The sequence below is a fragment of the Streptosporangium sp. NPDC050284 genome, from assembly GCF_044459525.1.
GTDB lineage: Bacteria > Actinomycetota > Actinomycetes > Streptosporangiales > Streptosporangiaceae > Streptosporangium.
In genome coordinates this window covers 45,668-57,894 of record NZ_JBITIZ010000002.1, presented here as the reverse complement: position 1 = coordinate 57,894, position 12,227 = coordinate 45,668, and the positions used below count along the sequence as shown (strand labels likewise).

Genomic DNA, 12,227 nt, shown 5'->3' with positions numbered 1-12,227 from the left:
GTGCATGAAATCCCACGTCAGCGGCGGCGTTCATGGCCGACGCTGGTCGTGGCCTCGGCCCTCACGATGTTCTGCGCGATCGTGGCCGGGGTGGCGAGCAGTGCCGCGGCGACGGAGCTCACCCGGGGGCCGACCCAGGCGGAGCTCGACCGGGCCGCCCTCGACGAGGTGGCCAGGCGCTGGCAGGCCTGGCCCGCCGGGCGCGTCTTCCCCGAGACCGTCACCTACGCCCCCGAGCAGGGAGGCGAGGAGAAGGCCCGCCGGGTGGGCATCTCGCCGGAGACCCGCTGTGACAGGGCGGTCGACGCCCGGCTGCGCAAGGTGCTGCGACAGACCGGTTGCCTGGGCATCCTGCGGGCCACCTACATCGACGCACTCCAGGGGATCGTCGTCACCGTCGGCGTCGCGGCCTTCGCGGACGAGATCGGCGCCACCACGGCGAGGGCGGCACTGCCCAGGAGCGGCAGGCCCTCGCCGGGGTTGAGGGCGCTCGCCTTCCCCGGCACCGTCACCGACAGGTTCGTCTCCGCGGGGCGCCAGGCGGGCCTCGCACGGCAGGCGGGCCCGTACGTGGTGATGGCCACGGTCGGGCAGACCGACGGCCGGCCGGCGAGGGCGGTCGGCGAGCAGCGGCCGACCCTGTTCGCGTTCACCGGGGACATCGCCGACCGCATTCTCGCCAAGCTGTCCATGCCCGCCCACCCCGACTGCGCCTCCACGGAATGGCGATGCTGACCACGCCGAGGCGTCTGCCCGCCACCGGGTCGTCCGTGAGGGTGCCGCCGGTGCTCACCGTGCTGGTGGTGCTGAGACTTCTGATGTCGCCGAGGGCACTGAGAGCGCTGAGGAACGCGATGACGAGGGCGACGCCGGTGGTGCTGGCGGCCCTGGTGGTGCCGGTGGTCCTGGTTCCGGCACCGGTCGCGCGGGCCGACGACGTCAGGGAGAGCCAGCGGGAGGTGCTGCGAACCCTTGACCTGCCCGCGGCCTGGCAAATCTCCGAGGGCAGGGGGGTGATCGTGGCCGTCCTCGACTCGGGGGTGGACCGCGACCACCGGGATCTCGCCGGCTCGGTGATCGAGGGCAGGGACTTCACGACCGGGGCCAACCCGCCGGGGGTGGAGCCCCTGAGGCTGCACGGCACGTACATGGCGTCGCTGATCGCCGGACACGGGCACGGTCCCGGCGGCGGCGACGGGGTGATCGGCGTCGCGCCACGCGCGAAGGTGCTCTCCGTACGGGTCATCCTGGAGGACGAGGAGCCCGGTTTCCGGGAGTTCAACACCGCCGAGCGCTACGAGAACGTGGTGGCCAGGGGCATCAGGCACGCGGTGGACCGCGGCGCCGACGTGATCAACATGTCGATCTCCAAGGAACTGGCGACCAGGGAGGAGCGGTCGGCGATCCGGTACGCGATATCCAAGGGGGTCGTGCTCGTCGCGGCGGCGGGCAACGAGGGCGCGGAGAAGCCGGACGCGAGAGGTCACGCCCCCTATTCCTACCCGGCGGCCTTCCCCGGGGTGGTCTCGGTCGCCGCGACGGACCGCGGGCTGCGCCGGGCCTCGTTCTCCAACCGGAACCCCTCGGTCCTGGTGGCCGCACCGGGGGTGGACATCCTCGGTGCCGGGCCGGGGGACGAGTACTGGGTCGGCCGGGGCACCTCGCAGGCGACCGCCCTGGTGTCGGGCGTCGCCGCCCTCATCAAGGCCAAATATCCAGATATGTCGCCCGCGCTGGTCGTGCAGGCGATCACCGCGGGAGCCACCCGGCGGCCCACCGGCGGTTATGACACCGATACGGGCTTCGGCGTCGTCAACGCCACCCGGGCACTCGCCGCCGCCGCCAGGATCTCCCGGCACACCCTCACCGCCGAGGGGGTCGGGGGCGCCGGTGGGCACGACCCCGCCCGCCCGCTGGGCAAGGCGGTCGAGCCCGTGCGGATCGTCCACCGCGACCGGGATCGGATCACCCTGTACGGCGGGGTGGCCGTGGCCGCCGGACTCGGTGCGGTCGTCTCCCTGATCGTGCTCGCCGTGTGCATCGGCCGTACGCGCTCGTCGGAGATCGTCGAGGAACCCGTGCCGGACCCGTTCACGACCCCCTGGCCGTGAGCCTCCGGCCTGACCGTGGGCGTCCGGGCGGGAGAGCGCCGCGAAAATACACGCCGCCGATAGGGCGGAGAGGTCCTTCGACGTAGCATCGAAGTATGTCGCAGCAAGGGCGGTCCCGGGAGCCGGAGCGGCCCCTGGGGGCTCCCGCCCCCCGCGCGCGCGGCGGCTGGCCGCCGTCCGGTTCACGGGTGGGCGGCACCGGCGGCGCCGGAGGCGGTCGGGGCCGGCGAATGCCCGCGCCCGGCGCCTCCGCCCGGCGGGCCCGCGTGCGGTCCTGGCCCGCGGCGGGCCGCGACCGCGAGGCGGTCAGGCGGGCCGAGCTGGCGACCCTGGAGCAGGGCATCCACTTCCGTACGATCTTCCTGATCCTGGTGGGCACGATCCTCGCCATCGCCGCCACCAACGTGCTGACCGGCACGGTCGGGCTGGTGCGCGAGACGAGCTCACGCCCGCTGACCGCCGCCGAGCAGGCCCGCTACATCCAGGACGACATCGCCAGGCGCTGGTACACCTGGACCGCCGACCTGGTCTTTCCCGTCGAGTTGCAGTACATCGGCCTCGGCAGGGTCCAGCAGTACGCCCGCAGGGTCGGTCTCGCCCCCGAGGTGGCCTGCGCGGCGGGAACGGACGCGCCGGTGGGATCGGTGCTCTCCGAATACGGCTGCCGCACCCTGCTGCGGGCCACCTACGTCGACCAGACGTCCTCGTTCGTCTTCACCGTGGGCATCGCCGTGCTCGACAACGAGGAGCGGAGGATCGCCGCGACCGCGCAGCTGGGCGTGGACGACCGGGTGGGGGTGCGCCCCGTGGCCTTCCCCGGCACGGCGACCGAGCTCTTCGGGGCCGCGCAACGCCAGCGCAACGCCTGGGTGGGTGTCGGTCCCTACATCGTCTTCTCCACCGCCGGTTACACCGACGGGCGCACCCGAGCGGCGGTCGCCCCCGAGGAGATCCTGCACAGCGAGCTGTGGCCCGCGGCCCAGGCGGTCGCCGGGCGCATCGCCCGTGCTCTCGGCGACGAGCCCAGCGCCGTTCCCCAGTGCACCCAGGGGAACGTGTGCTGAGGCGGCGACGGTTCTGGGCGGCGGGAGTGCTGGCCGCGCTCTGCGTGGCGGGTCCGGCGCTCGCCGGGCCGGTGTCGGCCGCCTCGCCGGTGTCGGCGCCGCCTGTTTCCGTAGAGCCCAGGGGGGCCGCGGACGTCCGAGAGGACCAGCGCTGGGTGCTGGAGATGCTCAACGCCGAGGAGGCGTGGAAGGTCACCAGGGGCGCGGGCGTCATCGTGGCCCTGGTCGACAGCGGGGTGGACGACCAGGTCGCCGAGTTGCGGGGGCGGGTGATCTCCGGGCCGGACATGGGGTCGGTCCGGTTCGACAGGGACACCCCGGACGCCGGGCGGCACGGCACCGCGATGGCCTCGCTCATCGCAGGGGCCGGCAAGGGGGAGGAGGGCCTGCTCGGCGTCGCGCCCGAGGCGAGCATCCTCTCGCTGCCGCTGATCGTCGAGGAGCGGCCGGAGGACGGGTCCTCCGCGCCGCCCGAGGATCTGCGCTCGCGCGCCGACAGCCCTCTCGCCCGCGCGATCCGCTACGCCGCCGACCACGGTGCCAAGGTCGTCAGCATGTCGCTGGGCGCCTACGGGCCGCACAGGAGCGAGCGGGAGGCGGTCTCCTACGCGCTGTCCAGGGGCGTGGTGCTCGTCGCGGCCGTGGGCAACGACGGGGATTCCCAGTACGCCATGGACAAAGCCACCTCCTTCTGGAACTTCCCCGCCGGATACTCCGGGGTGATCGGTGTGGGCGCGGTGGACGACCTGGGCAGGCCGGCGACGTTCAGCAGCGACAACCTCTCGGTCCTGGTCTCGGCGCCGGGCGTCAACGTTCCCGTGGTCGTTCCCGGAGGGGAGTACGGGTCCTCAGAGGGGACGAGTTCGGCGACCGCGCTGGTGGCCGGAGTCGCCGCCCTAATAAAAGCAAAATATCCGGATATATCGCCGCAAATGGTGTCGCAGGCCCTCACCTCCACGGCCACGTCCCGGCCCGTCAACGGCTACGACGACCACGTCGGGTTCGGCGTCGTCGACGCCGCGGCCGCCCTGGAGGCGGCGGGCCGCCTCGTGGCCGGCGCGAAGGAGGTCCCGGTTCCCGAGGGCAAGCACTTCGGTGACGGCACCCTGCCCACCGAGCCCAGCAGGCCGGGGCCGGAGCCCGTGCGCCTCTGGCTGTACGGCACGGGCCTCGTGGCCGGCCTGCTCGCGTTCGCGGGGGCCGTGGTGATGCTCAACCGGCACTCCGGCAAGGGAGGGCGGGCGATGGCGGCCCCCGAGCCGATCTGGCGCGGAAGAGCGCGGAGGTGACCGTATTCGACGGTGATTCGACTGCGATTCGAACGCGTTTTGGACACCGTTCGGATGCGGCAGCCCAGATGTCGGGATTCATACCCGGAATACCTGGAAGGTTCGATAGTCTCGCGCCTTATGGGGTACGAGTTGCGCGTGGAGCGCCCTGCGCCTCTCGCCTTCGCGGAACTCGCGACTGTGCTGGGGCAGGCGGGGTTCGAATTCAGAGGTTCACAGGAGTCGGGGGAGATCCTGGCCCGTCACAATGGCGCTGTCCATGCCATAGCGGTATGGGACGGCCGGCTTTCCGGCACGCCCGGATCCGACTGGCAGGTGGCCCAGCTGGCGCGCGTGTCCGCCCTTCTGGGAGCGCGGCTCGTCGGTGAGGACGGCGAGTCCTACGCGATCCGCGGCGGCCTGGTGGAGCAGCTGAACGGCTCCGCGGCCTACGAGTTCGGCAAGCTCGACGAGATCCTCTCCGCCGGACCGACCGTATGGAGCCAGTAGGCCATCCCTCCCCGTACGCCGAGCGGGTGCTCGACCTGGTCGAGCGCATCCCGTCGGGAATGGTGATGTCCTACGGCGACATCGCCGAGTATCTCGGCGAGGGCGGCCCGCGCCAGGTCGGCAGGGTGATGTCCACGTGGGGCGGGGGCGTGCCCTGGTGGCGCGTCGTGCACGCCGACGGCACCCCGCCGCCCGGTCACGAGCAGCGGTGCCTGGTGAGCTGGCGCGCGGAGCGGACCCCGCTGAGGGGTGCGCGCGCCGACATGCGGGCGGCCAGATGGGACGGGAAACCATAGATGGTACGACGGGACCGAGCGGGAAACCGGCTAGATTACAAATGCCTGTAAATCTCTCAAGCCCGTAAATTACGGCGTAACCGGCCCTGCTGTGGCGCACTAACATGGCCTAGGACAGCGCTCTGTCCGAAAGGCGGTGCCTTCTCCATGGCGACCGGTGCCACTCCCGCACGAGCCGGCGGCGACCCCGTCGCCGATCGCCTGCGGGCTGTCCAGGATCTCTGCGACCGGGGAGAACCACTCGACTCGATCATGGAAGCGGTGCTGGCAGACGGACTGAAACCGGTCGAGCGACGCCGTTTCGACGCCGACGCGCTGGCCGGCCCCCTGGGGTCCCGGCTGGAGATCGCGGCCAAGCGAGGAGCCGCCAAGCGCCGCGAGTTCGTCACGCTACTGAAGCCGTACGTCACCGGCGTCGACGCGAAGGTCAAGCGTGACCTTCCGGTGGCCCGCAGGATCGCCTTCCACCTGATCGAGCACCGGGAGATCGACGAGCTCGCCGACGGCGACGCGCTGCAGAAGCTCGTCACCGCCGCGGCCGAACCGTCCAGGCGCGTCCGCAAGAGCCTCAGGTGGTACGCCGACCTGCCGCTCCAGGACGAGCTGCCCGAGGCCCTGTACCGCCTGCGGGCGGCCGACCTCATCCCGGTCACCCAGATCGAGGACATCTCCTGGTCGGGCGGGCGGCTGCACATCGGCGGGCACGCCTACCTGGCCGGACTGTCCGTGCGCAGCCGCCGCTTCAACCGGGCCACCGTGGTGCTGCGCGGCCCGCGCTGGCTGCCGCCGGTGCTGCTTCGCACCCGCAGGGTCTTCCACCCCGAGGCGACCCACGGGGCGGAGGAGGCGGGCTGCAACTACGACTGGTCCGGTTTCACCGCCGAGATGAGCCCGTGGCCGCTGCGCTGGCGTTCGGCCGTGCGGGCCGTTGTGCGCGGGGGCAAGCGCCTGCTGCGCCGCCGCGAGACCGTCCAGGACACCACCACCTGGCGCGCCGAGATCGTGATCTGGAGCCGTGGCGCCCGCGCGGGCGGTCTGCTGCGCGGTCCCTCCACCGGCCGCACCGAGCGCCCCGCGGGCCTGGACCTCGGCAAGGGCTGGTGGATCCGTCCCGTCTGGACCTCCGACCGCGCCCTCCAGGTCGTGCTGCAGCCCACCCGGGCCGAGCTGGTCGGCGTGCGGCTGGACGGCGAGCGCCTGGAGGTCGAGGTCTTCCTGCCGGGCAAGGAGGTCAACAGGGGGCAGGCCCGCCTGGACGGCCACCGGATCGCCGCCGACTTCACCCCCGGCGAGGGCGGCACCACCGTCGTCGTGCCGCTCGCGACGGCCTCCCTGCTGCAGGAACGCGACGGCGGCAGGCTCTGGATCGAGCCCAAGGGCGACCCCGCGGCCTCCGTCATGATCGGCAAGGCCCGGGAGAGCCGTACGGTCGTCGGTGACCGGGAGATCACCGTGCTGCGCGACCGGCGCGACCGCGTGAGCGTCTCCGCGCACCGGGTTCGCCCGGTCGTCACCGCTGCGACCTGGGACGAGGGGGGCGTGCTCACCCTGGAGGGCTCCTACCCGGGTTCCGGTGAGGCCGCGCTCACCCTCAAGCACCGCAGCGGACTGATCCACGCGATCCCCCTGGAGCGCGAGGACTCCCGTTTCACGGTGAGGCTCGCGCCCGCCGCGATGCCCCGCTTCGGCGACACGGCTCCGCTGAACAGCGGCACCTGGAGCATGGCGGTGCGCGACGCGGCCGGACAGATCGTCCCGTTCCGCGTCGACCACGCCATCCTCGACGGGCTGGACGAGGAGACGAAGATCCGTGACGGCCGCGAATACCGCCTGCTCTCCACCCGCTTCGACATCCCCGTGCTCTCCGTCGCCGAGCACCTTCCCGACGACGAGAAGGGCGCGGGCGGCCTGTACGCCCTGCGCCGGCACTTCTACCCCGCCGAGCGGACCCGTGAGCTGAACGACGCGACCGTCTACGTCGCCTACGACGGGCGGCAGTACGAGGGCAGCGTCCGCGCGGTGTACGAGGAGCGCGTGCGGCGCGGCGACACCGGTGAGCACATCTGGGTGGTCAAGGACGGCGCCTTCGTGCCGCCGGGTCCCGACAGGCTCGGTTTCGGCACGGGCGAGGGGCCGACCGTGGTGCGCGCGGGCAGCCGCGAGCACTACGCGGCACTCGCCCGCTCGCGCTACGTGGTGACCAACGGCTTCCTGCCGCCGTGGTTCCGGTCCCGCGAGGACCAGGTTGTGGTGCAGACCTGGCACGGCACCCCGGTCAAGCGCCTGGGCAACGACCTGCCGCACATGTCCCGCGACCCCAAGCCGCCGGCCTGGCACCGGCAGGCCGTCGAGGTGCGCGGCTGGGACCTGCTGGTCTCCCAGAGCCCCTGGGCGACCCGCGTCATGCGCAAGGCGTTCGGCTACCAGGGCGAGGTCCTGGAGAGCGGCTACCCGCGCAACGACGTGCTCGTCGCCCCCGACCGCGACGAGCTGGCCGCGGCGGTGCGCGCGCGGCTCGGCATCGCCGAGGGCGCCAAGGTGGTGCTCTACGCGCCGACCTACCGCGACTACGACCGCAAGAACGCCTCGATCCGCCTGGACCTGGCAGAGGCGCACCGGGTGCTCGGTCCGGGCCACGAGTTCCTGATCCGGGGTCACTCGATGCAGGCGGCACCGAACGTGCGCGCCGGCCTCGGCCGCGACGTCACGACATATCCGGATATCACGGATCTGTTGTTGATCGCGGACGTGCTGATCACGGACTACTCGTCGGTCATGTTCGACTTCGCCGCGACCGGCAGGCCGATGCTCTTCTTCACCTACGACCTGCAGCGCTACTCGTCCAAGCGGGGCATCTACCTCGACCTCGCCGCCGAGGCCCCCGGCCCGCTGCTGTCCACCGGGGCCGAGGTCATCAAGGCCCTGAAGTCGATCGACGAGGTGGCCGCCGCCCACGCCGAGAAGTACGACCTCTTCCAGCGCACCTACGTCCCCCGCGACGACGGCAAGGCGACGGCGAGGCTCGTCGACCGCGTCTTCTCCGCCTGACCCGCCCGCCCCGGGCCGGGTGATTCGCCGGTTCAGGGGGCTGTTTCTCCTCTCCGGATACGGCCCCCTGAGCCGTTCCCGAGTGCGTCCCGGGGAGCGTCTCCTGCCGGGAGAGGTCCTCGGGGCCGGAACCGTCTGCGACTTCGTCACTCGGAGGGCGTCCCTCCGCTCCCGGCGGTCTCGCGGATTCCCGGCCGGTTTCCGGTGATTCCGCGAGTGCCCCGCACGATGCCCGCCCCGTCCCCCGCACCCCCTTTGGAGCCCTCGGAAGACTCCCGCCCAGGTCCGCGCGGTGCTCCGCCCGCCGGATTCCCGAAAAACCGCCCGCGGCCCGCCCCATCCGGTGAAGAATCCGCCATGCCGTACCCGCCGACTCGGCACGATCATCGTCCGGGATCTGGTGGAATGGCGAGTTGTGAGTGGTCAGGACTGGCGGCTGATACGTCGTGAGGGCGCGGGGAGGGCTGTTGCCCCTGTGCTCGACGAGCACCAGCGGGCGGTGGTGGCCCATGAGAGCGGCCCGCTCCTCGTGCTCGCGGGGCCCGGCACCGGCAAGACCACCACGATCGTCGAGACCGTCGTCGACAGGATCGAGCGCAGGGGCGTCGACCCCGAGCGGGTGCTCGTCCTCACCTTCAGCCGCAAGGCCGCAGAGGAGCTGCGCGAGCGCATCACCTCCCGGATGCGCCGCACCACCCGCACCCCCCTCGCCCTCACCTTCCACAGCTACGCCTACGCGCTGCTGCGCCGCGAGGCCGTGCTCGCCGGAGGGCTGCCACCGCGCCTGCTGACCGGTCCCGAGCAGCTCCTGGAGATCCGACGTCTGCTCCACGGCGAGCTGGAGGACGGCGCCACGCACTGGCCCCACGACATGCACGAGGCGCTCAAGACGCGCGGCTTCGCCTCCGAGCTCCGCGACTTCCTCGCCCGCGCCGCCGAGCGCGGTCTCGACGGACCTGAGCTGAGAGAGCTGGGCCGCCGCCACGGCCGCGCCGACTGGGTGGCCGCAGGAGGGTTCGCCGACCGATACCAGGCCAGGTTCGACCTCGACCTGGAGCCGGTGCTCGACTACGCGGAGCTGATCCGCGCGGCGGGCGCGCTGCTCTCCGACCCCGAGGTGCGCGCTCGCGAACGGTCGGCGTACGACGCCGTCTTCGTCGACGAGTACCAGGACACCGACCCCGCGCAGGAATTCCTGCTGCGGCAGCTGGCGGGGGAGGGCCGCGACCTGGTCGCGGTCGGCGACCCCGACCAGTCGATCTACGGCTTCCGTGGCGCCGACGTCCGCGGGATCATGAACTTTCCCGACAGGTTCCGCGACGCGAACGGCGCGAAGGCCCCCGTCATCGCGCTGCGCGTCTGCCGCCGCAGCGGTCGCGAACTCCTGAGGGCGACCCGCCGCGTCACCGCCCGCCTGCCCGCTCCCCCCGGCGCCGCCGCCCACCGCGACCTGCGCGCCCTGCCGGACGCCGAGCCCGGCGACGTACGGGTGCTGGTGGCCGACGGGGGGCCGCAGGAGGCGGCGATCGTGGCCGACACCCTCCGCAGGGCGCACCTGCTCGACGGTGTTCCCTGGTCGCGGATGGCCGTGCTGGTGCGTTCGGCGACCCGTCAGGTGCCGCTGCTGCGCCGGGCGCTGGTCAGCGCAGGGGTGCCCGTCGTGGTCGGCGGTGGCGAGGTGCCGCTGTTCCAGGAGCCGGGCGTACGGCCGCTGATCAGGCTCATCCAGGTGGCGCTGCACCCGGAGACCCTGGACGAGGGGGTGGCCGAGGAACTGCTGACCGGGGCACTCGGCGGCACCGACATGATCGGGGTGCGCCGCCTGCGCCGCGCGCTGCGGATCGCCGAGAACGAGGCGCTCGCAGGCATCGGCGAGCGCGACATGGACGAGACGTCGGCCGGTCCCGGCGAGCGCGATGCGGAGGAGAGGTCGGCCGGTTCCGGTGAGCGCGATGCGGAGGAGAGGTCGGCCGGTTCCGGTGAGCGCGATGCGGAGGAGAGGTCGGCCGGTTCCGGTGAGCGCGATGCGGACGAGGCGCCGACCGGCCTCGGCGAGCACGGCGTGGACGAGGCGCCGGCCCGCGTCGGCGAGTACGACGCGGACGAGATGGCGGACCGCGAGACCCACGGCCCGCGTTCCTCCGGCGAGCTGATGGTCGCGGCGCTGAAGGACGCGCGGGAGCTGGTGAGGGTGGAGCCGCACGTGGCGCAGCCCGCCGAGCGGCTCGCCGGTCTCATCTCCGCCGCCACCGAGGCGGTGGGAAAGGGCGGCACCGCCGAGGACGTGCTGTGGGCCGTCTGGCAGGCCACCGGCCTGGCCAGGAAGTGGACCGACATCAGCCTCAGGGGCGGCGTGCGGGGCCTCATGGCCGACCGCGACCTTGACGCCGTGGTGGCGCTGTTCGACCACACGGCCAGGTTCGTCGACCGGCTCCCGCACGCCGGGGTGGACGTGTTCGTCGAGGACCTGGTCGCCCAGGAGATCCCCGGCGACTCGCTCGCCGAGCGCGCCCCCGACGGCGACACGGTCCGCATCCTCACCGCGCACCGCTCCAAGGGCCTGGAGTGGGACGTGGTGGTCGTCGCGGGGGTTCAGGAGGGCGCCTGGCCCGACCTGCGGCTGCGCGGGTCCATCCTGAGCACCGACGACATGGTCGCCAGAGCCGAGGGTTCCGAGCACGAGAACCCCGCGGCCGTCTCCGCCGCCCTCGCCTCCCAGCTGCTGGCCGAGGAGCGCCGCCTGTTCTACGTGGCCGCGACCAGGGCGAGAAAGAAACTCATCGTCACCGCCGTGGGCGGCGACGACACCGAGGAGCGGCCCTCCCGCTTCCTCACCGAGCTCGTCCCCGGTTCGACCGAGGACGCGGGCGTCGACGAGCGTTCCCGCTGGCTCAGCATGCCCGCGCTCGTGGCCGACCTGCGTTCGGCGGTCGCCGACTCCACCAGGCCCGAGCCGCTGCGCAGGTCCGCGGCCGAGCACCTGGCGAGGCTCGCCGCCTCGGGGGTGCCGGGCGCCCACCCCAACGAGTGGTACGCCCTCACCCCCATCTCCGACGACCGCCCGCTCAGCTGGCCCGACGACATCGTGCGCGTCTCGCCCTCGGCGGTGGAGAGCTTCAGCAAGTGCGGCCTGCGCTGGCTGCTGGAGACCTCCGTGGGCGCGGGCGGCACCGACGTGGCCCGCGGCCTGGGCACGGTCGTGCACGCGCTCGCCGTCCTCGCCGCGACGGGCATGCCCACGGAGGAGACCCTCGGCAAGCGCCTGGACGACGTCTGGCACGAGCTCGACTTCGGCGGCGTCTGGTACAACCGCAAGCAACGCGCGGTCGCCGAGGAGATGATCTCCAAGTTCGTCCGCTGGCACGAGGAGAACCCCAGGGAGCTGGTCGGCCTGGAGGAGGCGTTCACGGCGATGGTCTCCGAGGGCGTGCAGATCAAGGGCCGGGTCGACCGGGTCGAGCGCGACGGCGAGGGCCGGGCCGTGATCATCGACATCAAGACCGGCAAGACCGGCGCCAAGGACAGCGAGCTCGAACGCCACCCCCAGCTCGGCGTCTACCAGCTCGCCGCGCTGCTCGGCGCCTTCCAGCGGCACGGCCTGACCGAACCGGGCGGTGCGGCCCTGGTCCAGGTGGGCGACGCGGCGGGCAAGAAGGCCGCCAAGGAGCAGGCGCAGCCTCCCCTCGGGGACGACCCCGACCCGAACTGGGCCAAGGACATGGTCGGCACCGTCGCCGTCGGCATGTCGGGGCCGTTCTTCCAGGCCAAGGTGAACGACGGCTGCCGCACCTGCGCCGTACGGTCGAGCTGCCCGGTCAGCAAGAACGGAGACCAGGTGTGCTGAGCCGCACGACCCCGGGGGACGCCCCGTGCTGAGCCGCGTCACGCGTACGGGGAACCCGCGCGCCGCGTCCGGTCGTGTCGCGCGTA

At 72.7% G+C, this 12,227-nt stretch carries 8 protein-coding genes; all 8 read left to right on the top strand.

The features are described from left to right. The 8 genes from ACIBH4_RS04590 to ACIBH4_RS04555 all read left to right on the top strand — a co-directional run bounded on the left by ACIBH4_RS04590 (position 1) and on the right by ACIBH4_RS04555 (position 12,141). Complete coding sequence (locus ACIBH4_RS04590) at positions 1-735, top strand: hypothetical protein (protein WP_362509926.1); 735 nt, start codon at positions 1-3, stop codon at positions 733-735. Continuing rightward, positions 729-2,111, top strand: a complete 1,383-nt coding sequence (locus tag ACIBH4_RS04585) for a S8 family serine peptidase (RefSeq protein ID WP_362509928.1) — start codon at positions 729-731, stop codon at positions 2,109-2,111. Before ACIBH4_RS04590 ends, ACIBH4_RS04585 begins: the two co-directional genes overlap by 7 nt. A gap of 95 nt (positions 2,112-2,206) precedes the next feature. Continuing rightward, positions 2,207-3,175, top strand: a complete 969-nt coding sequence (locus ACIBH4_RS04580; RefSeq protein ID WP_362509931.1) for a hypothetical protein — start codon at positions 2,207-2,209, stop codon at positions 3,173-3,175. Further along, positions 3,169-4,464 (top strand): S8 family serine peptidase, encoded by a 1,296-nt coding sequence (locus tag ACIBH4_RS04575; protein ID WP_362509934.1) that lies wholly within the window; start codon positions 3,169-3,171, stop codon positions 4,462-4,464. Before ACIBH4_RS04580 ends, ACIBH4_RS04575 begins: the two co-directional genes overlap by 7 nt. A gap of 138 nt (positions 4,465-4,602) precedes the next feature. Then, complete coding sequence (locus ACIBH4_RS04570) at positions 4,603-4,953, top strand: hypothetical protein (protein WP_350947866.1); 351 nt, start codon at positions 4,603-4,605, stop codon at positions 4,951-4,953. Continuing rightward, positions 4,941-5,249, top strand: a complete 309-nt coding sequence (locus tag ACIBH4_RS04565) for an MGMT family protein (protein ID WP_362509937.1) — start codon at positions 4,941-4,943, stop codon at positions 5,247-5,249. The genes ACIBH4_RS04570 and ACIBH4_RS04565 overlap by 13 nt, the downstream gene beginning before the upstream one ends. A 147-nt stretch (positions 5,250-5,396) precedes the next feature. Continuing rightward, positions 5,397-8,297 carry a CDP-glycerol glycerophosphotransferase family protein gene (locus ACIBH4_RS04560; RefSeq protein WP_362509940.1) on the top strand — a complete coding sequence of 967 codons (2,901 nt, stop codon included), beginning with the start codon at positions 5,397-5,399 and terminating at the stop codon, positions 8,295-8,297. 475 nt (positions 8,298-8,772) lie between these two features. Continuing rightward, positions 8,773-12,141 carry a UvrD-helicase domain-containing protein gene (locus ACIBH4_RS04555; RefSeq protein ID WP_399171439.1) on the top strand — a complete coding sequence of 1,123 codons (3,369 nt, stop codon included), beginning with the start codon at positions 8,773-8,775 and terminating at the stop codon, positions 12,139-12,141. The last annotated feature ends 86 nt before the right edge of the window (positions 12,142-12,227 follow it).